The 24,755-nt window shown below is 56.9% G+C and carries 16 protein-coding genes; 11 read left to right on the plus strand and 5 right to left on the minus strand.

From position 1 onward, the window contains the following. Nucleotides 1–137: 137 nt before the first annotated feature. Nucleotides 138–1,106: a hypothetical protein gene (locus HNQ64_RS19075; RefSeq protein WP_184211666.1), complete on the plus strand. Its 969-nt coding sequence runs from the start codon at nucleotides 138–140 to the stop codon at nucleotides 1,104–1,106. 196 nt (nucleotides 1,107–1,302) lie between these two features. Here HNQ64_RS19075 and HNQ64_RS19080 read toward each other — a convergent pair whose 3' ends face one another. Beyond that, nucleotides 1,303–2,322 (minus strand): cytochrome-c peroxidase, encoded by a 1,020-nt coding sequence (locus tag HNQ64_RS19080; RefSeq protein WP_184211668.1) that lies wholly within the window; start codon nucleotides 2,320–2,322, stop codon nucleotides 1,303–1,305. 217 nt (nucleotides 2,323–2,539) lie between these two features. Between HNQ64_RS19080 and HNQ64_RS19085 the strand changes: the two genes are divergently transcribed. The 4 genes from HNQ64_RS19085 (at nucleotide 2,540) to HNQ64_RS19100 (ending at nucleotide 8,923) form a co-directional block, all read left to right on the plus strand. Continuing rightward, the gene (locus tag HNQ64_RS19085) at nucleotides 2,540–3,226 is read left to right on the plus strand and encodes a tetratricopeptide repeat protein (RefSeq protein ID WP_184211670.1); all 687 of its coding nucleotides are present in this window, start codon (nucleotides 2,540–2,542) and stop codon (nucleotides 3,224–3,226) included. 8 nt (nucleotides 3,227–3,234) lie between these two features. Then, the gene (locus HNQ64_RS19090; protein WP_184211672.1) at nucleotides 3,235–6,942 is read left to right on the plus strand and encodes a hydantoinase B/oxoprolinase family protein; all 3,708 of its coding nucleotides are present in this window, start codon (nucleotides 3,235–3,237) and stop codon (nucleotides 6,940–6,942) included. 115 nt (nucleotides 6,943–7,057) lie between these two features. Continuing rightward, on the plus strand, nucleotides 7,058–8,182 hold the full coding sequence (locus tag HNQ64_RS19095) for an Ldh family oxidoreductase (protein WP_184211674.1): 1,125 nt from the start codon (nucleotides 7,058–7,060) through the stop codon (nucleotides 8,180–8,182). Nucleotides 8,183–8,194: 12 nt separating this feature from the next. Continuing rightward, nucleotides 8,195–8,923, plus strand: coding sequence for an isoprenyl transferase (locus HNQ64_RS19100; RefSeq protein ID WP_184211676.1), 729 nt, complete (start codon nucleotides 8,195–8,197; stop codon nucleotides 8,921–8,923). 9 nt (nucleotides 8,924–8,932) lie between these two features. On the opposite strand, the gene HNQ64_RS19105 is transcribed toward HNQ64_RS19100, so the two are convergent. Then, nucleotides 8,933–9,700, minus strand: a complete 768-nt coding sequence (locus tag HNQ64_RS19105; RefSeq protein ID WP_184211678.1) for a hypothetical protein — start codon at nucleotides 9,698–9,700, stop codon at nucleotides 8,933–8,935. Between the two features lie 155 nt (nucleotides 9,701–9,855). Between HNQ64_RS19105 and HNQ64_RS19110 the strand changes: the two genes are divergently transcribed. Continuing rightward, nucleotides 9,856–11,328: a glycoside hydrolase family 10 protein gene (locus HNQ64_RS19110; protein WP_184211680.1), complete on the plus strand. Its 1,473-nt coding sequence runs from the start codon at nucleotides 9,856–9,858 to the stop codon at nucleotides 11,326–11,328. A gap of 11 nt (nucleotides 11,329–11,339) precedes the next feature. On the opposite strand, the gene HNQ64_RS19115 is transcribed toward HNQ64_RS19110, so the two are convergent. Together HNQ64_RS19115 and HNQ64_RS19120 are read right to left on the minus strand one after the other, a co-directional pair. After that, a complete protein-coding gene (locus HNQ64_RS19115) occupies nucleotides 11,340–12,974 on the minus strand; it encodes an endonuclease/exonuclease/phosphatase family protein (protein ID WP_184211682.1) in 1,635 nt (544 codons plus the stop codon). A gap of 12 nt (nucleotides 12,975–12,986) precedes the next feature. After that, nucleotides 12,987–14,363 carry an efflux transporter outer membrane subunit gene (locus HNQ64_RS19120; protein WP_184211684.1) on the minus strand — a complete coding sequence of 459 codons (1,377 nt, stop codon included), beginning with the start codon at nucleotides 14,361–14,363 and terminating at the stop codon, nucleotides 12,987–12,989. Nucleotides 14,364–14,559: 196 nt separating this feature from the next. Here HNQ64_RS19120 and HNQ64_RS19125 point away from each other — a divergent pair, with 196 nt between their 5' ends. The 3 genes from HNQ64_RS19125 (at nucleotide 14,560) to HNQ64_RS19135 (ending at nucleotide 20,227) form a co-directional block, all read left to right on the plus strand. Continuing rightward, entirely contained in the window at nucleotides 14,560–15,612 is a 1,053-nt protein-coding gene (locus HNQ64_RS19125; RefSeq protein ID WP_184211686.1) for a type IV pilus twitching motility protein PilT, read from the plus strand. A 54-nt stretch (nucleotides 15,613–15,666) separates the two neighbouring features. Beyond that, on the plus strand, nucleotides 15,667–16,767 hold the full coding sequence (locus HNQ64_RS19130) for a type IV pilus twitching motility protein PilT (RefSeq protein ID WP_184211688.1): 1,101 nt from the start codon (nucleotides 15,667–15,669) through the stop codon (nucleotides 16,765–16,767). A gap of 82 nt (nucleotides 16,768–16,849) precedes the next feature. Next, nucleotides 16,850–20,227: an immunoglobulin domain-containing protein gene (locus tag HNQ64_RS19135; protein WP_184211690.1), complete on the plus strand. Its 3,378-nt coding sequence runs from the start codon at nucleotides 16,850–16,852 to the stop codon at nucleotides 20,225–20,227. 48 nt (nucleotides 20,228–20,275) lie between these two features. Here the strand turns inward: HNQ64_RS19135 and lepA are convergent, their stop codons facing one another. Then, the gene (gene lepA / locus HNQ64_RS19140; protein WP_184211692.1) at nucleotides 20,276–22,072 is read right to left on the minus strand and encodes a translation elongation factor 4; all 1,797 of its coding nucleotides are present in this window, start codon (nucleotides 22,070–22,072) and stop codon (nucleotides 20,276–20,278) included. 195 nt (nucleotides 22,073–22,267) lie between these two features. On the opposite strand from lepA, the gene HNQ64_RS19145 reads away from it, so the two are divergent. Next, nucleotides 22,268–23,473, plus strand: coding sequence for a Tm-1-like ATP-binding domain-containing protein (locus HNQ64_RS19145; RefSeq protein WP_184211694.1), 1,206 nt, complete (start codon nucleotides 22,268–22,270; stop codon nucleotides 23,471–23,473). A 98-nt stretch (nucleotides 23,474–23,571) separates the two neighbouring features. Further along, nucleotides 23,572–24,669, plus strand: a complete 1,098-nt coding sequence (locus tag HNQ64_RS19150; protein WP_184211696.1) for a glycoside hydrolase family 3 protein — start codon at nucleotides 23,572–23,574, stop codon at nucleotides 24,667–24,669. The last annotated feature ends 86 nt before the right edge of the window (nucleotides 24,670–24,755 follow it).

Here is a 24,755-nt window from a genome sequence, read left to right on the forward strand (position 1 = left end):
CGCATCGAACTCGCTTCGTTCTTTTCACCCGGAGCTAATATTCGTTCGAGCACAAGGGTTACATTTTCTCCCGATGAGATACCCTCTCCATTTCGCCATGGACAGTCGGCAGTCGATGCCCCTAAAACAGGCGATTTATGATCGAGAAATACAACTTCCATGTGTTTGCAGGCAGCGGCAACGCTTTGACCCGAGAGGTGTCGCCGGAGGCCTTTGCGCGGATCAGGCAGGGCATCCCAGACCTGATCCCGCAAGGGGCGACCTATCTGCCGATGCCTCCCACAACGGCGGATGATCCCCGGGTCCTGCGAGTGCTGGAGGCCCTCCAGCAAGCCGGGTATGACCTCACCGATCGTGAGCCTTTGCAAAAGGCCGGCATCCACATCCGGAGGACGCGCGAGTATCAGCCCGCCGACCTGATTAACCAAGAGTATGTCCAGCCCTACCAGCACGTTTATGTGGGCGAACCGCTTTATCCACCGACCTACGATGACGCGGGCGTGCCGCATCTGAAGGCACCCATCACTCCGAAGAGCCGTGAATGTGGCACGCTCTCCACCACGTCTGCGATGCTGGTGCGCGGAAAGGTGAAGGCGGCACTGGAAAAGTCGGGCCTCAAAGGCCTGCGCCTGACCCGCCCGGTGGTGACGGGGAAAAAGCCAGTGCCGGAGAGTGAAATGGCCTGGGTGGTGTGGAGTCACATGACCCTGCCGCCGATGCTGAACCTGTGCATGAGCGGTCGCGACCTCTACCGCTATGATCCCGCCACGGCGCGGCCCCAGGAGTGCCTGCCGTATCAGGGATTCCTCAGCCCGGCGGAGTTGCACTACCGGCGCAGCGACATGCTGGCGGCAGGGGCACCGGATGTAGGGATCACCTTGGAGAAACTGGGCGGCGGCTCCACCATGCACCGCATCCTCTTTAGCCGCCGCTGCGTGACCTTCTTCCGCGATGAACTGGGCATCTCCCTGGATGGGCAGCCGGTGCATATCTTGGACGGCTCAAACCCGCCCCTACCCTGGGTAGGCGCATTACCAGATCCCCAGGACCCGCGCAACCAGCGCCCTGCCTGGCTGCAGGCGATGGTCTACGGAATCACGGATTGAACGGAGAGTTCAAAAACCACGGATGAGTCGGATAACATGGATGGTATCTCTTTGCTCCGATAAATCTTCTCTAGAGGATATTAAATAATACTACAACCAATCCGATTGGTCGCTGAAGACAACGAGAGAGGAGCGTGGGCACTCCTCCCATTGCGCTTCATCAATAAGCTGCAAAATAATTTAAAAATGCTCTAAATCACGCCTTCGGGGTCTTGGGGCCACTTTCAGGCAGCTTCGGCTGCATGATGTAGTCCTTCGGAATTTCGCCCGTGAGCGACTTCAGGAACGTCACAATGCTATCGGTTTCTGCATCTGTGAGCGTCTTGCCCAACTGATGCTCCGCCATCATTCTCACCATTTGATCCAGTGTTTTCACCGACCCATCATGGAGGTAAGGCCCGGTTTCACTGACATTGCGGAGGCTGGAGACTTTGAAGAAATGCTTATCGCTTTCCACCTTCGTCGCCTCATAACGACCGAGGTCTTTGAGTTCAGGCCAGGCTTTGACGAGACCCAGTTTGTGATACATGGCACCGCCGATGGCAGGCCCGTTATGGCAGGTGGCGCATCCAGCTTTGGCGAAGGTTTCATATCCCTTTTGCTCCTCAGCCGTGAGGGCTGTCTTTTGGCCTTTCAGGTAATCATCCCAGCGAGAGGGCGTGACCAGCTTGCGCTCAAAGGCGCCCACGGCCTTGCCAAAGTTATTATAGTTGATAGGATCTGCCTCGCCAGGAAAGGCGGATTTAAAAGCCTCCACATATCCAGGAATGGACTTCAGCACATCCACCACAAAGTCGGCGCTAGGCATGCCCATCTCCACCGGATTTAACACAGGTCCTTTGGCCTGCTCCTCCACAGTGGGCGCACGACCATCCCAGAACTGGGCAATGTGAAGTGCGGCGTTATAGACCGTAGGAGAGCTGCGCCCGCCTAGTTTCCCTTCATGGCCGGGTGAAAACGGCAGGTTATCCTGGCCGTATTTGTCCAGCACGTGGCAGGTGTTGCAGGACATTTGGCCGTTCTTGGAGATGCGGGTCTCATAGTAGAGCATGCGCCCTAGATTGATCTTCGCTTCCGTCAATTCATTGTCTGCCGCCGGGGCTTCCGTAGGCAGGGGCTTGAACATGGCCAGATAGGAATCTGAGAGAGCATCGGCGAGGACCGGTGAGGCCCACAGCGATAACAGGGAGGTGGTAAGAAGGAGGGTGTTTTTCATGGTTTTCTCGGGGGGAAAACAGAGCGTAGGCTACGGTGTCATGAACCCATTGGTTGCAATCAATTTGCAAAGAAGGGAAAGGTTTTTGTTTCACTCCACGTCTTTTGCGAAAAACCCCTCAATCCTTGGTATATGGAGCCAGGGCAGTGACCTCAATCATCCATTTGCTCCTGCCTTTTGGTTGCCTGACTGAAGTCAGCTCGTATGCTAGTGACACATGAAACTGAGCCGTGTCTTCCACTTCATCTTGGTGATGGCTGCCGTGGGCCATGCCCAGGAAAAGCCCACCGAAGAAGTTCGGAAAAAACTGGAGGAGACTTATCAGCTCCAGCAGGCCCAACGTTACTCAGAGGCGCTGCTCAAGCTGGATGAAATCGAGGCTCTGGCACCTGAGCTTTCAGACCTGTACAACATGCGTGGTGCCATCTACCTCACCCCTGCCCTACGCGACTTTGACAAAGCCCAACCTCTCCTGGATAAGGCTGAATACCTAGCCCCCAACGCCATCGCGCCGAAGTTTAACAAGGCTGAGTTGCTCTTCGTCAAACATGAGTGGGCCGCAGCCGCAGCGGCTCTGCAAAAGCTGTTGGATGACTTCCCCAAGCTGCAACAAAACCTCCGCCACCTGACGCTCTACAAACGTCTCGTCTGCGAAGTGAAACTTGAAAAACTGGATGAAGCGGCCAAGACCCTCAAAGACCACTTCACTTTCATGGATGACACGCCTGCCTACTATTATAGCCAAGCGGCCATCGCCTTTGGCAAAAAAGATGGCACCGCTGCCAGAGACTGGCTGGCCCGAGCGCAAGGCATCTACAAACCCGCCGAGGTCACTGCCTATGTGGACACCTTGATGGAAGCCCGCTGGGTGGATAACATCAGCCTTCCCCCGGTGGAGAAATAGCCTGCAATATGTGGCGGATCGCAACGGACACTGGAGGCACCTTCACGGATGCTTTTGCTCGAAATCCCCAGGGCTATGAAACGCGCTGCAAAGTGCTTTCTACGGGAGTTCTCCGCGTTCGTGTCCTCGACATCCTCGCAAACGGTCACTTACGAGTCAGCGGCCTGCCCGCCATGCCGGATGGTTTCTATACGGGGTTTCAGGCTGAAATCATTCACGAGACATTCAAAGCGGCCTTTTCCATCCTTCACTATCACCCGTTGCCTGACAGCACTGGTGAAACGGGACATAGCTTGCTGACGGTGGGAGCTGCAGTGGCCGACCTGCCGGAACCTTTCTTCCTCCTGGATCTAACCACGGGGGAAGAAGCCCCCATCTTAGCGACACGGCTTTTAACACACACGCCGTTAGGCCAGGCCTTCCCACCGCTCGAATTAAGATTAGCCACCACGCGGGCCACGAATGCACTGCTGGAGCGCAAAGGCACGCGCACCGCGCTATTCATCACCCAGGGTTTTGGGGATCTGCTGCGCATCGGCGACCAGCGTCGTCAGGATCTTTTTGCGCTCCATCATGAACCTCGGCCTTTGTTTTTTGAGGCAACCGTAGAAGTGAAAGAGCGGCTCTCAGCCGATGGGGAAGTGCTTGCATCTTTGGATGAACAAACAGTCATCGAACAAGCGAAGATCTTGGTGCAACAAGGCATCCATCATGCCGCTGTGGCCCTGCTGCACAGTCATGCACATCCGCAGCATGAAATTCGTGTCGGTGAACTTTTGCGAGAGGTAGGATTCATCCACATCTCCCTCTCCAGCCAGATCGCTCCCTTCACGAAGATTTTACCCCGGGCTCAAAGTGCCGTGGCGAATGCTTATCTGACAGGCCCTGTGGAGTCTTTTATCCGGGGTGTTGCCAGGCCATTGCAGGGCGGCACCACCTCCGCTTCGCTACGGATCTTAAACTCCGCTGGTGGCCTCGAATCCACCACCGCCATCAAACCCAAAGACCTTTTGCTGAGCGGCCCAGCAGGAGGGGCCCTCGGTGCAGCGAATGCAGCGGCGCATCTGGGCTATCCCCGCGTTTTGACTTTAGATATGGGCGGCACTAGCACGGATGTAGCCCGCATTGATGGGCGGCCCAGTTATCGTTTCACGCAAAACGTGGCTGGCATGCAGTTACTAGCCCCCTGCGTCGCTATCGAAACCGTGGCAGCGGGTGGGGGGTCCGTTTGCCATTGGACACCGCATGGACTCGCCGTGGGCCCTGAAAGCGCGGGCTCGTATCCAGGGCCTGCTTGCTATGGACGCGGCGGCCCGCTCACGATCACAGATGTCAATCTTTTGTTAGGCCATTTCAACCCTTCACGCGCCCCCATTCCCCTAGATAAAAACGCTGCACGGCAACGCCTTTACGAGCTCTTTCAGCAAACCTCAGATTATGAGACGCCGAAAGATCTATTGTGGGCTTGCCTCGATCTCGCCATTGAGCACATGACCGATGCCATCCGCCGCATTTCCGTGGCGGAGGGTTATGATCCTGCTGACTACGCACTGCTAGCCTTTGGTGGGGCCGGCCCCCAGCATGCCTGTGCGGTGGCGGAGCGTCTGGGCATCTCCACCATTTTGGCACCTGAACACGCAGGTATTTTGAGCGCTGTGGGCCTGCACCAAGCCGCGCCTGAGAAGATCGCCCAAAGACAAGTGTTACGGCCGCTCAGTGAATGCCAAGAGCAGGTGGATGAGTGGGTGCAGCAACTGGTCTCCGAGGCCACGAGGGTGCTCTCACCTGATGCGTTCACGGATGTCTCACCGGAGATCCAGACGACCTCACTCCTTGCGGAGTTGCGGCTGCGCGGACAGGATACGCCCATCCAGGTCACCTTTGAAAAAGCGGCTGACTTACCCCAGAGCTACCGCAGTGCTTACGAACGTCTTTTTGGTTATCTACCACCAGCTCATCGTGTCATTGAGCTGGTTAGCCTCAGGGTCGTTGTTGCTCTAGTGCCACAAGATCACACCCGGCCATCCACGTCCCGACAAACGGCAACTGGAAAAATCGCCGGGCCACTCCTGATTCAGGACAGCTTCAGCACACTGGTAGTGCATGAAGGCTGGGAAGTACAGCATGTGCCTGGCACCGCCCATATTCTCACGAGGCTCGACACAGCGCCCCTACGCCCCCAGAACCTCTCGCGGGATCTTCTTCGGCATCGGCTTCACAGCATCGTGACGGATATGGGAGCCTTGCTTTGCCGTACCTCCATCTCCACAAACATCCGCGAGCGGTTAGATTTCTCATGCGCTCTCCTCAATGAAAAAGGCCACCTCATTTCCAGCGCTCCGCACATCCCCGTGCACCTCGGCGCACTGGGCGTGTGTGTGAGGGAGGCGACACGAGGTTTTGACCTACGCCCTGGAGATACACTGATCACCAATCACCCGGCCTTTGGCGGCTCCCACCTGCCAGATGTCACCCTCATCACTCCGGTGTTTGATTCAGCAGAGACACTGCGCGGCTATGTGGCAAACCGGGCTCATCATGCCGAAATCGGCGGCATCACCCCAGGTTCCATGTCAGCCTCAGCCACCTGCCTCGCAGAGGAAGGCGTGGTCATTTCCCCCCAATATCTAGTGCGGGCAGGAGAGTCCTGTTTTGATCAGTTAGCCACCGCCCTCACCCAGGGCCAGTATCCGACCCGCAATCTGGCCGATAATTTAGCGGATCTCCATGCGCAGCTCGCGGCCAACCTTCACGGCGTGGAGCGGTTCCTGGAGTTAGCGGGAGAAACGGGCTCAAACTTACCGCATCATCTTCAAGCCATCTTGGACCACAGCGCCTCCGTGATGCGCCAAAAGATCCCTGCCATTCAGCCCTGTCAGGCCAGGCAAACCCTGGATGATGGGTCCATCATCAAGGTAGAGGTTTCAAATCCAACGATGGAAATCCTACGTCTGGATTTCAGCGGAACTTCACCCGTGCATGCGCAAAATTTAAATGCCACACGTGCCATCGTTAGCAGTGCTATTTTATACTGCCTGCGATTGCTTTTGCAGGAAGATTTACCGCTCAATGAAGGGCTACTCCAACCCGTGGAGATTTTGCTCCCTGAGGGCAGTCTTCTCAATCCTACCTTCACCGGAGATACCACCCGCGACCCCGCCGTGGTGGGAGGAAATGTGGAGGTGAGCCAGCGTCTGGTAGATACCCTGCTATTGGCCTTTAAACTGCAGGCGTGCAGCCAGGGAACTATGAATAACTTTTTGTTTGGCAACGAGCACTTTGGTTATTACGAGACGATCGCTGGCGGCACCGGCGCAGGCCCCGGTTATGCCGGGTCAGATGCGCTGCACAGCCACATGACCAATACAGCGATCACAGATCCCGAAATCCTCGAACAACGTTACCCCGTACGGCTGCGGCAGTTTGCCATTCGTCATGGTTCTGGGGGGGTGGGCCAGTGGCCCGGAGGTAATGGGGTGATTCGTGAGTTTGAATGCCTCGCCCCTTTGACCTTTTCGCTCCTCACTCAGCATCGTCTGTCAGCTCCCTATGGCCTGGAAGGTGGCGGCGCTGGGAGTCCTGGGCAGCAGGTGCTCATTCGAGGAAATGAGGTGCGCACATTGCCCGCTAGCACCAGTTTTCTCACGCAGCCCGCAGACCGGGTTCGCATTGAGACACCCGGCGGTGGTGGCTGGGGATCTGTGCCAGGAGCCTGATTTCACGCCTGAAATCCCTGCCACAGTCACTTTTCACCCAGGTTTCGTCCTTCTTCTCTCCGCGTCTCCACTTGCACGGCACCCTGCCCAGTTTTAAAGCACCCGTTCAACCGCCATGCCCACCACGTATCACGTCCTGCCCACTGCCGCTCACAATGACCTCGTCCGCGCCGCCTACGTGCATCGCGGTTACACCGCTGCGGAGGCTGAGGATGCAGCCCGCTTTTGCGAAATGGCCTCGGCACATGGCATTCGCACGCACAACGCTATCAAAGCCCTGCACCTGGACCACCTCTTTGGCAGCGCCACCGGTGGCTGCAAGCCTGGAGCTGAAGTGAAAGTGATCGAGAAGAAATTCGCCGCGAGTGAGGTTTGGGACGCCCAGCTCAAGCTCGGCCAAAGCGTGGCCTTCAGCGCCATGGAGCGTTGCATGGAGATGGCGGATAAATACGGCATCGGCCAGGTGAGCGTGGACAATGCCTTTCATTATCTTTGGGGTGGTGGTTACGTTATGGATGCCGCCAAGAAGGGCTACATCGCCTACACGAACTGCACCTCCACCCTGGGTGAAGTGGTACCCTTCGGCGGTAAATTCCCGGTCCTGGGCACGAATCCCCACTCCTGGGGCCTGCCTACCCAAGATGCCTGTGGCTTCCCCATCGTGATCGACTGGGCCACCAGCACCGTGGCCATGGGCCGCGTGCAGCAGCTCAAGCGCGAGGGCAAACCCCTGCCTCCAGGAGCCGCAGTGGATGCTGAAGGCAACCCTACCACGGATGCCAACGCTGCCCAGTGGCTGCTGCCCTTCGGTGCACACAAAGGCTACGGCCTCTCCCTTCTCATTGAAGTCATGGGCGCCATGATCGGGGGTTCCCTGCCAACTCTACGCGGTGGCGGTGCGCACCCTGACATCAAGGGCCAACCCACCCCAGCGGGCGAAAAACGCACCAGCAGCTTCTATTTCCAGGTCATCCATCCAGATGCCATCAGCAGCGGCCTCTTCGCTCAAGGGCGCGACTTTGCAGGCAACATGAAGGCTGTCATTGATGACATCCTCGGTCACGGCAATGAAGGCTGCATGCTGCCTGGCCAGCCTGAAGCCCAGAATGCCGCCCACACCAGCAAAGCCGGGGGCCTGCTGTTCAGCACAGCCGAAGTGGATGCCCTGAACGAAATTGCCGATGAAGTCGGCGCAGCCCGGTTCGATGCCGCTAGTTTGCCTACCTACGACACGCCGTAACCACGGCCCACCATGCCTGCTGCCTCTCAAGCTGACGACCTCAAATCCGTCCCACGTCACATTGCCATCATCATGGATGGCAATGGGCGGTGGGCGAAAGACCGTGGACTGCCACGCACCGAAGGCCACCGCGCTGGTGCCGATACCGTGCGCCGGGTGACGGAGGGCTGCGGCGAGCTGGGCGTGGAATACCTCACCCTCTACGCCTTTTCTTCCGAAAACTGGAAGCGACCCAAACGTGAGGTGGATGCGCTAATGAAGCTGCTTGAGCAATTTCTCCGAACCAAAACGGCGGAGATGAAAGAGCAAAACATCCGCCTGCAGGCCATCGGGCGGCTGAATGATCTACCAAAATCCTGCCAGGACCAGCTCCACCGCTCCATTGAGGCCACCGCACAAAACAATGGCCTCACCCTCATCCTCGCCCTGAGCTATGGCGGGCGTGAAGAGATCATAGATGGCGTGAAAAGCCTGCTCGAGAGCATCGAGCGCGGCCACCTGGACAAGGGCATGATTGATGGGGATGTCTTCAGCAAACATCTCTACACCCGCTACTATCCAGACCCAGATCTGCTGATCCGCACCAGTGGCGAGATGCGTATTTCCAACTTCCTGCTCTGGCAGCTCAGCTACACCGAGTTTTTCGTGACGCAGAAACTTTGGCCCGATTTCGGTCAGGAAGATCTCAAGGAAGCCATCCGCGAATATGGCCGCAGGCAGCGGCGGTTCGGCGGTGTTTAAAACCTAATCTCACGCCCCGGGTTTCACCCAGGGTGCAGGCGGTGCATCCGGCTGCTGGAGCGCCTCGGTCCGGTGCTGCTGGAGCACAGCCTCCGCTTCAGCGGCTTTCAGCATCTCTTCGCGAATGTTTTGGGGCACCGAGTCTTCCGTAAGTGCGGGGAGAAGTGGATTTGGCCCTTCCGTCCATGCGCCAAGCTCTGCCGTGCCCGCCATCATGGAATCCGGACTGGTCACGCGATGCAGGCCAATCACCCGTAGCCGAGTGCCCAAGAAATAAAACACCGTGTCATCGGCCAACCCCTCAATGATGGTGCCACCGCGTTGCAGGATCGGCTTGCCACGCAGCACGGCTTCATCACCATTGATGTAGGCCTCTTGACATAGAATTTTAGCGGAATCGTCTTCCCCTGTTTCGAGGTAAACCTTGCCCTTGGCGCGAACTTTTCGCGGGCGGCCTTCCTTGTCCATCTTCACCACTTCGATCTTCTCCGCCGCGACTCTTCCGTTCGGCCCGAGGTCCAGGCTTTGGCCGGATAAACTGGAGGCCTCGGCATAGTTCATCGTGAGCAGAAATCCCAAATCTATGGGAGAAGTATCTGTACCTGCGGCGACATCCCCTTTGACCAAGGTCGGCTGGTCCTTCTTTTCTTCCTCAGGCGGGCTAGCAGACTTGAGCTTGTCCAAAGCTGGGACTTTAAACCCCTCGCACCCCGACAACAGCATCCCGAGCGTCGGCAGGACGCAGAGCAAAAAGCGATGGAGGGTGAGGGGCGACATGCGAGGGATCTATAAAACAGACTGTGGAAATCGGCACGTGAAATGATACGTCTGCCAGGGTCTGTCCACGGGTAAAGAAACCGCGTATCTCCCGCCAATGTCGCCTCTGTGGGTACTTACCCTCTTTCCAGCTTTCCCTGCCTCATTTAACTCCCATGCCTTTCCTCATTCTCGCCGCGCTTTTTCTCAGCAGCCTCCAGGCCTGGTCTCAGAGTGCCGTGCCATTGCCCGCTCGAGAACTGCGAGGGAGCTGGATCGCCACCGTCCATAACATCAACTGGCCCAGTGAACCGGGACTGCCTGCGACGCGACAGAAGGAGCAGCTCCAGAGACTCATCCAGAGCGCCCATGACCATGGCCTCAACTGCCTCATCTTTCAGGTGCGACCCGCCGGAGATGCCTTGTATGAATCGCAGCTAGAACCCTGGTCACCCTATCTCAGTGGGCTGATGAGCCTCCCCCCTTCGCCTAAGTGGGACCCGCTCGAGTTTGCCATCCAGGAAGCTCACCGCCTAGGCATGGAACTGCATGCGTGGTTCAATCCTTTCCGTGCTCTGGCTGGGGACAAACACACCCCCAGCTCCGACCACATCCGCCGCCAGCATCCTGAATGGACCGTCAAGTATGGCCGCGACTGGTGGATGAATCCAGGCATCCCCGAGGTGCGGCAGCGCGCCGTGGAGGTCATGCTGGATGTCACCCGCCGCTACGATGTGGATGGCATCCACCTGGATGACTACTTTTACCCCTATCCCCAGACGGGCGCGGACAAAACCTTGATACCTTTCAATGATACTGAGGCCTATGCCAAAGCGCAGTCCCTGGGCGGTGCCCCCCTCAGCCTCACAGCCTGGCGCCGACAAAATGTGGATGAAGTCGTCCACAATACCTATGTGGGTATCAAGGCCATCAAACGCACCGTCAAGTTTGGCATCAGCCCGTTTGGCCTGTGGCGGCCTAACTATCCCGAAGGCACGGGCGGCGGGCTGGACCCCTATGAAGACCTAGGGGCGGATAGCCGCAAATGGCTGCAACAGGGCTGGCTAGACTACCTCACCCCGCAGCTTTACTGGACGATTGATCGGCCCAAACTGGGCTTTGCCACCTTCTACGATTGGTGGTTGAGTGAAAATACGTTAGGCCGCCACATCTGGCCCGGCATGAATTCCAGCAAAATCGGTGATGACCGTAATGCTGGCGAGATCCTCAAACAGATCAGCGTGCTAAGAGAACGTGGACTGCGCATGACGCCTGGGCATTTTCACTGGAACTTTGGAGCTTTGGATAAAAATCTGGGGAAGATCGGCAGCATGGCCAAAGAGCGCGCCTACAATGTCCATGCGCTGCCACCCGCAAGCCCCTGGCTCAGCAATGTGGCCCTGCCTGCGCCACTCCTTGAAAAACAGGCCGAAGGAAAACGCCTCCGCTGGGGCTTCAGCGATGCCCGCTGGGAGAACTATAGCCGCTGGTGGGTGATCCAGGCCCAAATTGAGGGAAAATGGCGCACCGTGGAGGTCACCTTTAAGGACCAGCACGAACTCGACTGGCCTGCCAAGGCCACTGCTGTCGCCGTGCGTGCCGCAGGCAAGTCATGGGAGATCGGTCAGGCGGGTGTCCTCGCTCGCTGATCCAAGCAAGATTAGATTCCCGGAGGCTCCTGCAAAGGAAGGTCCACCACACAGGGATTGTGGTCGGATAATCTTACGGTCAATCCTTCGAGCAACCCGGTCAATGTTTCCCCAAAATGGGGAGCTAGACGATAACTTTCCTCTCCCGACTGAGCTGCGGCTGGCGCTTTGACAAAGATCCAATCCAGCCGTGACCGACCAATGGGCCCGATAGGACGTTTGACACTGAAAGTTGGCGTTTGGCCCTTGATGGCCTTCTCGTTGGAGTTCGCCAGTTTTGCACCAGAACGATTGATGGAACGCTCTTTGTCCCCCCGGAAATCGAAGGCTCCACCATCCGCAAAACGGAATTCCTCAATCCGCGCGAAAAGACCACGCGTTTTGTTAGGCAGTACCACAGGTATGTGGAGAGCCATGGGACTGTGAAAATTCTTGGCCGTGTTGAGCAGGACACGTCCAGAATTCACAGCGGCTGGAGCTGCCATGAGCAGATCCATACTCACACCTAACCAAGTTTGCGGATTCGAAGTCGTGCGGGAAAAGATGCGGGTAACGGAAGTCGGACTCAGATCAGACTGAGCAGAGTTGTGATCTCCGGCCATGATCACGGTGTGACGAATGGGCTGAATGTAAGAAAGAATCTCGACCATTTGAGCTTCGCGATCTTTCGGGCGAGCTTTGATTTCCAGGTGATTATTCACCACGCTCAGCGTGTTATCCGGCAGCCCAGGCACGTCCAGATCCACCCGAAAGAAGATGCGCCCACCGACCTTCATCTCACGGACGATTTGATTCTCAAACACGATCTCGGTGGCGAGACGGCGCGCGCCTTCGGCTAAGTCCGTGCCCGCTTTCTCCCCCGCATGCCAATCATAAGGCTGAGCTTTGAGCTGGAAACTCTGCGCACTTTTAATCGGGTAACGAGAAAGGACGGCCAGACCGAATACACCTTTGTAGCGAGCCTCATCTGGCTGGTGCCGCACATCTCCACCACGCCCATCAGACACACTTTCTAGCCCTAGCAACACGGGGTCAATCTCCAACTGCTGGGGGGCGTAGGCGTAGTTCATGCCCAAGGCCAGTGCCAAGTCCCGAGCAGCATCGCGATACCCAGAGCGGCTAATGCCGATATCCATTTCTTGAAGAACAATGACGTCGGCGGTGGCTAGGCGCTCACGCTCACGCAGAAGTTCCACATAAGCTGCACTGCCTTTGGGAGAAGCTTTGGGATCCAAGTAATCTTCCAAACCTGTCTGGGACTTCAGAATGGCCGCCACCTCTTTCATGCGCAGAGATTTTTCCACGTTCCAGGTCGCTACCCGCAGGCTGTCCCCCAACGTGGCATTTTGCGCCCGGGTAGGTCTCATCCCTCTGTAGTAGGCCTCATTGGAAATGATGGGGCGATTCAGCAAGCGCTGCACTTTGGCCTCCAGCGCACCTCCTGGCAGGGGATTTTTTACCAACTGTTTTAATTCAGCAAAACTTAGGAACTCAGTCTCCTGATAGCGGGGGAAAGAGGCCTGCGAAAAAGCCCCAACGGCAGGCGAACGTGACTCGACGATGGTCTTGCTGATATTCTTCTTTGTGTGAGTGCCGCAGGAACACAGCACGCCTGAGATGAAAATAAAGAAGCACAAACGAACCATGAACAATCCCCTTTAAAATTCGCCCCCGAGAGCCAAATGCAGATCGGCTCGATTCCGCAACCGCTGTGCCTGCACGCTGATGAGCGCACTGCGGGCATCAAAAGCACGCTGACTGGCATCCAGCAGTGTCAGCACATCCGTCAGGCCCTTTTCATACTGTCCCAGCGCCAGCGTCTCAGACCGCCCAGCTTCATTCGCGGCACGGCTAAGAGCCGCAGCCTGCTCTTCCAAGAAACGATCTGCCGCCAATGCCGTCTCCACTTCTTGGAAGGCCGTCAGAGCGCTCGCTTTGTACGTCATGAGTAGCTCCTCATAACGGGCGCGTTCCAGTTTCACTCCCGCCACCAGACGTCCCCCTTGGAACAAGGTCTGCACACCATTCGCTGCAATGGACCAAATGGCAGAATCTGGAGCTAAAAGATTATCCATGTCCTGCGAGGTGCGCCCACTCTCCCCCGTTAAACGAATGCTCGGCAAGAAAGCTTTTTTCGCGGCACTTTCACGGCGTAGAGCAGCCTCTAGCTGGCGCTCGGCTGCGCGCAAGTCGGGCCGCCGCAGAAGCAAATCAGAAGGCAGCCCCGCTGGAATGCGGCGCTGAACGGTGGGCAGAGAGTTCAGCCCGGCTTCCTTCCCTGCCGGATAGCCACCTAACAATACTTCCAGAGCACGGCGGGTTTCATCCACCGTGGCGCGCCGCTGCTGGAGGGTGGACTCCGTACGAGCCAGATCCGCGCGTGCTAGGCTGACATCCAATGCCGCCCGGTCAGGATCAAGACCTCGATCAAGCTGCTTTTCTAAAATCCCCAACTGCACACGGCGGGTACGCACATTTTGTTCGGCCAGATGAAGCAGAGCTTTCGCCTCTGCCAAAGTGGTGGCCGTGCGTACTGTATTGGCAGCCAGGGAAAGTCGTGCCGCGTGGAAATTTTCCTCCTCTGCTAGGCGACTCGCCTTTGCCGCACCACGCTCATCGGCAATTCGCCCCCAGAAATCGATTTCCCAGGACACGTTGAAGGGCAGCCGGAAACGGTTGTTGATGGGCGTCAATCCAGGGAAACGCTGATCTCCCGGGCTCTGAGAACGGCTGGCATTGTAGCCTGCGGTCACTGTTGGAAACATTGCCGCGCCAGCCTGCACGGTCTGGGCATTCGCCTGCTTCACCCGGGCGGCGGCAGCCTTTAGATCGGGATTGGCAATGATGGCCTGCTCCACCAGTGCGCCGAGTTGCGCGCTGTTAAAATCCCCCAGCCACCCGGTGGAGGCCTGCGTAGGCAGGGCCGGAAGCGCGGCCCAGTTTTCCGGAGCCATGGCATGCATGGCGTGGACATCCTTTTTCAAACGCCCACTGCCAAGCGGGGGTAAAAGCCCGCACGAAACCAGCAGCGTCATGTATAGAGCTGGACTTCCCCGACGAAGAGACATCAAAAACCGCGTAGGTGGAAAAGGCATCCGTCTTTTTTAGCTGCTTTACTTGCAGGTTCAACCTGAACCCCGAATGCCCTCCAATGAGGTTCGATGATTGACGATCATTTCCTAAACATCATCTCGACAAACCGAGGGACACCGCATTTTATGCAAGGCGACCATGCCACTCTCCCTAGACGACATCCTTCAATCCGCTGATGACCATCAAGCCAGCGACGTCTTTTTGATGGAGGGAGAAATCCCCCGCATGAAGATCAATGAGCAAATCATGCTCTTCGGAGATGAGCCCATGCAACTCACCCAAATGGTAGGCCTTTGGCAGGCCTGTGGGGTGAACCCTGAAGGCGAGACGGACAAGGACTCTGGCCTCGTTTCAACCAACAGGACCCGTTACCGGGTGAACATGCACAAAGCCCTCGGTCGCCTGGGCGTGGTCATGCGCCGTATCCGCACGGACCTGCCGGTGCTGGGGAATCTGGGCGTGCCCGATTGGCTGCTGACGAAATGGGCCATGAAAACCCGTGGCCTCATCCTCATCACGGGTCCCACGGGCATGGGAAAAAGCACCACCATGGCCGGTCTGCTCGGCTGGATGAATGATACCCTGGCCCGCCACATCGTCACCATTGAGGATCCTGTGGAATTCATTTACCCGAACAAGGGCTGCATGTTCACCCAGCGTGAAGTGGGGCGCGATACCGCCAGCTATGCACGCGGCGTGCGCGGGGCCATGCGTCAGGCGCCCGATGTCATCATGGTGGGGGAAATTCGTGACCTGGAAACGGCCCTCACCACTCTGCAAGCCAGCGAAACCGGGCACCTCGTCCTCGCCTCCGTCCACAGCGACAGCGTGGTGGATGCCGTGGACCGTATGGCGCACCTTTTCCCGCCCGAGCAAGCGGGCCTGGGCCTGCACCTCCTGTCACAGCAATTGATCGGTGCCGTGTGTCAAAAACTCATTCCTCGCACCGATGGCGGCCTGCACCTGCTGGTCGAGCACTTGGAAAACGGCGGTGCAGTGAAGCAGTGGATCTCCAAAAAAGAAACGGACCAAGTACGCAACTACATGCAGCGCGGCAGTGACCCGAACTGCATGACCTTCCTGACCAATATCGTTCGCGCCTACGAGGCCGGCATCATCACCGAAGCTGAAGCCATCACCGCAAGCGGCAACGAGACCGAATTCAAACGCGCGGCACGCGGCATCAGCTAAAGCCCCCCCCACACTTGCTCCTTCAGTCACTCCTTTCCCCATCCCCCTTTTCCCATGCGCCAGTACGACCTCATTGAATACCTTTCCATGGCCATGCAGGCCGGAGCTTCAGACCTCCACCTTTCCCCGGGAGCACCACCCACCATGCGTCTCCATGGTCGCATGACTCCGGTGACGGACGAGCTCTTTGACGCGCTGGATGTCCGCGAACTCGTCCTCGGCGGTTTGAAAGACAACCAACGTGCCAAGCTGGAAGAGGAGTGGGAATTGGACTTTGCCATTGAGGTGGAAAACCTGGGACGATTCCGTGGCAACGCCTGTTTTGCCATGGGGCGCATTGAAGGAAACTTCCGCTACATCCCGGACAGCATCCCTGAACTCTCGCAGTTAGGCCACGGCCCGAATGTGCAAGGCATGTGCCAGTTTAAAGATGGCCTCATCCTCATCACCGGAGTCAGCAACAGTGGTAAAACCACCACGCTGTGCAGCATGACGCAGACCATCGCCCGCGAGCGTTCCTGCAACATTGTCACCATCGAAGACCCCATCGAATTTGTCTTCCAGCACGGCTCCAGCCTCATCCGCCAGCGTCAAGTCGGGTTTGATACCCACGAATTTGCCCGCGCCATGAAAAGCGCTCTCCGCCAGGATGTAAACGTCATTACCGTCAGCGAGTTGCGAGATCTAGAAACCATGCGCACGGCACTCACCGCCGCTGAGACGGGACACCTGGTCATCAGCACGCTGCACACCATGGATGTGCCCAGCACCATCACGCGTATCCTCGACAGTTATCCCAAAGAGCAGCAGGACTACGTGGCCGCCCAGCTCAGCCACTGCCTGCGCGGGGTCATCAGCCAGCATTTGATCCGCCGGCCCGATGGTGAAGGCCGCGTCATGGCCACTGAGGTGATGATGATGAACAACGCCATCTCAAGTTGCATCCGTGACCAGCGCCTGCAACAACTCCCGAGTTTGATCCAGATCGGCGGACGTGACGGCATGCACACCATTGACGACAGCCTTGTGCACCTGCTGTCCTATGATTTCATCACCATCGACGACTGCCGTGCCCATTGTCGGGACTTCAGTTTCATCCAGGCCGGTTACGAAAAAATGAAGCGTGATCGCGAACTCGCAGCGAAGAGAAAATAAGATGTCTCTTTAGCAGGTATCAGGCAGATTGCATCCCTGTGAAGGTTGATATGATTCCTCAATTGGGTTAGTCATCTGCCTGATGCGTTTTCCAACCTTTTTGTTCGCCCTGGCCATTGGGCTTTTTTGCGCCCATGCAGAAGCCAGCGAACCTGTCCGCCGAGTCATTGGCTTTGATCTTCCACATTTGGCGATTGCTGGGACGTCCTCTAACTTTCGGCCAGGCCTGATCGAACAGGGATTCCACCTCTCGACGCCAGAGGATGGCGTTTTTGTGCAAGGGCCCCTTTATAATTTTTCTCCGATCAACGGGGGCAATTACGCACGCTTCATCTCTGGCGCTGAGAATCTAAAAATTGTCCATAAAGACGGACTGCCATTCACCCCGCATCAGGTGGATCTGGCCGAGTATAGCGGAAGCCGCCCCGTGACTTTCGTAGGGAGAAAGGCAGACAACAGCACGATCACCGTTAGCTTCACCCTGGACGGGCAAAATGACGGCACCGGTCCTGTGGCAGACTTCGAAACCTTTGTCTTTCCAGCCAGCTTTGCCGAGATTGTTGAGCTGAGCGTGCCAGGAACGATCTATTATTTAGACAACCTTGTTGTTACGCCTCAGGGCATCGAAACGCCTGAACCAGCGCCTTTGACCCCACCTTTGGTGTATGACATCAACTGGAACGACCTACCTCACCGCCTAGATCAGCCATCGGCCATCGGTGGCCAACGATCCCCCAGCACCTCCGTTTTTGGAACTCAGTATGTGAGAAGTCAGATCGGCCCCTTGACCGACAGACCTTTGGAACTGGGCGGAGGTGAAGCTGTTTATGACCAGTTTGGCATGATCTTGTCCAGAAAAGCCGAGCGTTATGTCATGGAATTTGACATGACTCAGCTCGGCTCCAGTTCACTGGCAGTCTTCATGGATCATAGTCATGGGCTGCTAAGGACCGACTTCAACGCCAACGGCGGGGTGACATTCTATAGCGGGACGACTAATAACGTTTTCTCTGGCAGCAATTCAAACTCAAGCTACAGCCCCCGCGCCATCACCCACTGCACCATGGATTTTGATCTGGCCAACAGACGCGCCCAGATTGTCATTAACGGGACCAAAGTCGCCGAATGGGTCATGAATCGTCTGCCAGACCTCGATTTGAGGCAATTCCGTTTCAGTCTCTCGGGCGCTGACATCGTCGGCATCGATAACATCAAGATCAGCGCCTTCGGTGTCTCACCGCTTCAGGTATCGCCCTCTGAGCTTAACTTCCACACGGTTTCTGTCGGAAGCAGTCAAACCCGTTCCTTCAGTGTCACCAACATCAGTGACGAAGATTTAACGATCACGCGGATGACGTCGAGTTCCAGTGTTTTCACCCTCGAAACTCCTCTCCCCTTGCTTATCCCTGCCAGAGAATCGTCTGTCTTAACCGTTAAGGCAGCTCCCACATCAGGCGAAACCTTCTCAGGTATTTTGGACCTGCAGGCAGGGCCACACATGGCTTCGCTCTCAGCCTCAGTCACTGGATTTCAGCAGATCCTACCTGGGAATTTTTCACTGCATCCTAGCACTCAGGTGATGACTGAGCGCCAGTTTGTCACGCTCACCTCCATCTATGAAGGAACAGGAGTGAGCCACTATGAATGGACGTTGAATGGCACACCGATTCCCAATTCGAGAACGCACAATCACCAAATTACATCGGCCACGCTGGCCAATGCTGGCCTCTACCAAGTGGCCGCTGTTCTCATCAACGGTCGGAGGGTTTTTTCAAAGGAGGCCAACATCGCAGTGGTTAGGCATGATACGATCAATCGCACGATCGCTTTAGGTGGGCGGGTTGAGCTTGTCTGCACGGCTGCTGGCTCACGGCTGATTTATGAATGGAGGCGCAATGGTGAGTTAATCCAGACAACTTCAGGCCCTGTGTCCGCAAATGGCTCTAGTTTAGTCCTCCATCCCGTCGGGCTGTCTTCGGAGGGGCACTACACCTGCAATGTCTCCATTCGCAATTTCGGAGGCAGTCCTTCCGCCAGTGTGCGAGGCATGGATGCAAACCTATCGGTTCTACTACCACCCCGGATTCTAACTGACAAACTCCCGCACGTGCGGGTGGGGGATTACACCAGCTTCCAACTTCGCACGTCTTCAGCCTCGACCTTCTTTAGCGCTTCAGGTTTACCCTCCGGTATCATTTTGGATCCCTGGAGTGGGAGGGTTTTCGGACGGCCTGAATTAGCTATTACCTCTGATCCTTCACATCCGGATCGGGCAACCCCATATCGGGTGACATTCACTGCCTACAATGAGAGCGGCGCAGGACCTGCCGTGGAACTCGAGTGGTGGATCCATCCGAAACCACAGACCCGTAACTTTGCCGGACTCATTGATCGAGAAAAGCTCTCGATGGATTCCTCGGGGTTAGGAGGTCGTTTTACTTTGAGCATCACGGCCAAAGGCAGTTTGACAGGTTCGATGGTCCTTGCAGGCAAATCTTTTCCAGTGATCGGCAGCCCAAGCTACAATAACGATGACGGTGCGCTGGAAGGGGAGCTCCACTTTAACAAATCCGCTAAAAGTGGACCCATCTTCGTGCGCATCCATCCCGATGGGAGAGTCACTTCTGGATCAAACCCCTCGACACCCGATGGTGTTTTAGAAGGCGGCCAAATCCTATCGAAAGCCGCTGCCAAGCAGCACCAGGGCCTCTATCCCGCCGCACTCCTGCCAGAAGTATCACAAACGATGCTTGAAGATGAGGTCACAATACCCGGAGGTCTCGGATATCTATCTTTCAAGGCGAGTGCGACAGGGACTGTCACCTATTCTGGCCGTCTGGGAGATGGCACCCAAGTGACTGGCAGTCATCCTCTGATCATTCACCCCGAAGATCCCGAAGCAGCGAGGCTTCCGATTTACCTGATGCCTCAGGCGCAGCGCAGTTTCTTTTCCGGGTGGGTCTCCTATGCCAAGGCTCAGGTGGATGGAAATCTGGAATGGGCCAAACAGCCACATGTCAAAAACACCACCTATCGCGAAGGTTTTCTCCTCCAGTCCCTCCAGGTGATCGGCAGCCGTCACGTGGCGCCTGCACCGGGCCAGACGTTGATGAATTTGGGTGACACGGTTCATCACCTTGAATTGAGCAGCCCTGGCCTTCCAGGACCTGTGACGAAAACACTGCAAGTTCAGCCCAATCACAGAGCGACCATCACAGGCCAAGGAGCACCGACTGGCGTGGTCATGACCATCAGCCCCTCCACTTCCTTGTTCAGTGGGAGTTATGTCTCTGGAAAATATCGCGGCTATCCTATCAAAGCCACCTTCCAGGGCGTCTTCGTCCCGAGACTTGGGCAAGGTGTGGGGACGATCCTAAGCCTCTCCGAAGAGAGCCTGAAACTTAACCTGACGTCTCCCACATTGGATGTCGGCCAAGTCCGAATCTTCCCGGCGAAGTGACAAAAAAGCCGAGATGCTTCGCGCATCTCGGCTCTGTGTTAAGGGGAATCAGTTTGTCTTCAGTACCTCGATGAACGCCTCTTGCGGGATGTTCACGCGACCAATGGACTTCATGCGCTTTTTACCTTCCTTCTGTTTTTCCAGAAGCTTGCGCTTACGGGAAATGTCACCGCCATAGCACTTGGCGGTCACATCTTTACGCAGGGCGCTGATGGATTCACGGGCGATCACTTTGCCACCGATGGCAGCCTGGATGGCGACAACGAAAAGCTGCTGGGGAATGACTTCTTTAAGCTTGGCCGCAAGCTGGCGGCCGCGGGCCTCAGCCTTGCCTCGGTGCACGATGCAGGAGAAAGCATCCACGGGCTCGCCTGCGATGAGCATGTCCATCTTCACAAGGTCATCTGCTTTATAGCCAGCGTGCTCGTAGTCCATGCTGCCGTAACCACGGGTCAGGGACTTGAGCTTGTCATTGAAGTCCACTAGGATCTCATTGAGCGGGATCACGGTGTGCAGCAGCACGCGGCGGTCATCCAGGGTCTCGGTGTTATTCACCTGCCCGCGCTTGTCCATGACCAGTTGCATGATGTCGCCGATGTATTCATTCGGGATCATCACGAAAACTTTCACGATTGGCTCGCGAATTTCATCAATCTCGTTGGCTGGGGGTAGGAAGCTCGGGTTATCCACCAGGATCTCCGTGCCATCCGTTTTGCGGAGTTCGTAAATAACAGACGGGTATGTCGAAATCACGTCCATGTTGAACTCACGACGCAGACGCTCCTGAACGATTTCCATGTGCAGGAGTCCGAGGAAACCACAGCGGAAACCGAAGCCCAGCGCGGCAGAACTTTCCGCCATGAAGGTAAAGGCGGCGTCATTGATCTGCAGCTTGCCCACGGCCAGCTTCAGCGCCTCAAAGTCATCCGTGCTGATGGGATAAATGCCGCTGAAGACTAGGGGGTGAATCTCCTTGAAACCCGGCAGCGGCTCGGGCGCAGGCTTGCGCGACTCTGTCAGCGTATCGCCGATCTTCACATCGGCCGTCGTTTTTACGTTAGCGATGATGTATCCCACGTCGCCAGCTTCCAGCTTATCGCAGGCCACCATCTTGGGCCGGAAGGTGCCCACTTCCTTGATTTCAGAATCATTGCCAGAAGCCATGAGGCGCACCTTTTGACCACGCACAATGGAGCCCGACATCACGCGAACGTAACTGATAACACCGCGATAGGGATCGAAAACAGAATCAAAGACCGAAGCGCGCAGGTAGCCATCTCCGGGTTCCTTCGGTGGCGGAACGAATGCGACAATGGCTTCTAAAATGTCTGTGATACCGATGCCCATCTTGGCACTGGCGGAAACGGCTTCATCAGCAGGGAGCTGAAGGATTTCCTCAAGTTGCTTCTTCACCTTGTCCACGTCGGCATTCGGCAGGTCAATTTTATTGATGACCGGGATGACGTGGAGATTTTGCTGGAGAGCGAGATTCAAGTTCGCCACGGTCTGGGCTTCCACGCCCTGGCTGGCATCCACTAGCAAGAGGGCACCTTCACAAGCAGCGAGGGAACGGCTGACTTCATAGCTGAAGTCCACGTGCCCCGGGGTGTCCAGCAGGTTGAGCTTATAGACTTGGCCGTCTTTGGCCTTGTAATTCATGCACACGGGATGCGCCTTGATGGTGATACCACGTTCACGCTCCAGGTCCATGCTGTCCAAAAGCTGGTCCTGTTGCTGCCGCTGCGTGATGGTCTGGGTAGCCTCCAGCAGACGGTCGGAAAGAGTGGTCTTTCCGTGGTCAATGTGAGCAATGATGGAGAAATTGCGGGTGCGTTCGATGGACATCAGAAAAGAGTCGGCTGGGGGATAGACTCCCTAACCCCGAGTCGCGAAAGGGTCAAGGTCGGCCCGCAGGGAGTGTCGCAGTCGCTTTTTGCCCAGATTTCGGGCATCTGCCTCTTCCGCGTTGCTTTCAGATAGCCAGATGCGGCTTTCAGTGCCTTGACGCCCCTCGCCTTTTACCGCTAAAACGACCGCATTATGGCCACCATCGCCGTTCTCGGCACACTCGATACCAAGGGACAGGAGCATGCCTACGTGGCGGAACTCATCCGCCAACGCGGGCACGAAACCCTGCTGATTGATACCGGCAGCGGCAGCGCGCCCACCGTTTCACCCGACATTTCCCGGCAGGAAGTCGCCGCCGCAGGGGCCATTGATCTGGCCGGAATCCTCACCCGCCAAGATCGTGGCGAGGCCGTGACGGCCATGGCGGAAGCTTCAGCCAAGCTCCTTGCGAGCCTCGTTGCCTCTGGCCGCATTCAGGGGGTCATCTCCCTGGGCGGCGGCGGTGGCACGGCGATCAGCACCACGGCCATGCGTGCCCTACCCATCGGTTTCCCGAAGGTCATGGTCTCCACCCTCGCTGCGGGCAATGTCGCACCCTACGTTGGCACGAAGGACATCGTCATGATCCCCAGCATCGTGGATGTCTCCGGCATCAATCGCCTGTCCCGCACCCTCCTGGCCCGTGCTGCCGGGGCCATCTGCGGCATGGTGGAAATGGAAATCCCGGCAGCGGAGGACAAGCCCCTCATTGCCGCCTCCATGTTTGGCAACACCACCGAGTGCGTGAACGCAGCCAAAGCCATCCTCGAAAAAGCTGGGTATGAAGTCCTCGTCTTCGCCGCTACCGGCACCGGGGGCCGCATCATGGAAAGTCTCATCGAAAGTGGCCTCATTACTGGCGTTCTGGACATCACCACCACAGAATGGGCGGATGAACTCGTCGGTGGGGTCCTCAATGCTGGCCCGCATCGGCTGGAAGCCGCAGGCAAAGCCGGCACCCCCGCCATCGTCACCCCCGGTTGCCTGGACATGGTGAACTTTGGCGAGCCCGCGAGCATCCCAGACAAGTTCAAAGATCGGCTCTTCTACCAGCACAATCCCCAGGTCACCCTCATGCGAACCTCGCCCGAGGAATGCGCCAAACTGGGCCGCATCCTAGCCGAGAAGGTCAATGCCTACACCGGCCCCGTTACCGTGCTTCTCCCGCTGAAAGCCATCAGCGTCATCAGCGCACCTGGCAAACCATTCCATGATCCAGCGGCTGACACGGCTCTGTTTACCGCCATCAAATCCCACCTTCGCACCGACATCCCGATCATTGAGATGGAATGCGCGATCAATGCCCCCGAGTTCTCGGCGGCGTGTGTTGAGGCGTTGTTAGCCGCTTTACCCAAGTAGAGACTGATTTGCCTATCACTCTCATCTCCGCTCTTGACGGGTTCCTAAAAACTGAGCACTGCACACAGAATACTGGAAACTGAACACCGCTGCCCACCATGTCCCTCGGCCAACTCCTCCTCACCGGCGTTCCCGGTCCTGAACTCGATTCTGAAACCGCCGCTCGTTTCAAGAAGCTGCAACCCGGTGGATTCATCCTCTTTGGCCGCAACATCATCTCGCCGGAGCAGGTGCGGAAGCTGATTGATGATCTGCGCGATCTTTCGGACATCGAGCCCTTCATCACCATTGACCAGGAAGGAGGCCGCGTGTCCCGCCTGCGCCTCATCGGCGAGGAGCCGCCGAATGCCCAGTCCCTGCGTGACAAAGGCGATGTGAAACTCATCAAGCAGCATGGCAAGCTCACGGGCCAGATTTTGCGTCTATTTGGCTTCAATCTGGATCTCTGCCCTGTGTTGGACATCTCTTACGACGACACCGCAGACAACTCCCTCAAAGGCCGCTGCTGGGGCCGCGATCCTCAACAAGTCATCAACAACGCCGGCGTCTTTAACCGTGCCATGCGGGGGGAAGGCATCCTGAGCTGTGCCAAACACTTCCCAGGTTACGGCCCGGCCGAGTGCGATCCACATGAGTTCCTGCCCGTCATCGGCAAATCCCATCCGGAGATGCTGGAGTCCGAGCTGCTGCCCTACACCGCCCTGCTGCCGGAGATTGACAGCGTGATGACCTGCCACAGCAACTACACGGCGTACGATCCCGACCGTCCTCGCTGGCCCGCCAGCCTCAGTCACAATGTGTGCACCAAATTGTTACGTGATCAGTTAGGCTTCGAAGGCCTGGCCATGACCGATGACCTGGACATGGGCGCCATTCTCAATGAGGTGACCTTTGAGCAAGCCATCCAGGAAGCCGTGCGCGCTGGGAACGATCTTGTCATGATCTGCCATCGCCTAGAGATGGTCGAACTCGCCCGCCAGCACCTCGAAGGTGTGGAGGCCCCCATCCTTCACGATGCCCTCGTCCGCATCGAGAAGACCAAAAAGCGCCTCGTCGCTCCCGATCCTTTCAGCCTCGACCGCTTCGCCAAAATCAATCGCGACATTTGGGACCTCCGCGTAGCTACGCTGGGGGAAGAACTCGCCCAGAACAAGAGCGTAGAAGATGGAAAACGCTCACCGGTGGAGCTGTACTAAAAAGCAGCCACGCAGGAACGACCGATTCGGTAGAATCATGAATAATTTTATCCATGATTTTACCCAGCCATAAGGCTGCTCTCGTC

Source organism: Prosthecobacter dejongeii (assembly GCF_014203045.1).
Lineage (GTDB): Bacteria > Verrucomicrobiota > Verrucomicrobiia > Verrucomicrobiales > Verrucomicrobiaceae > Prosthecobacter > Prosthecobacter dejongeii.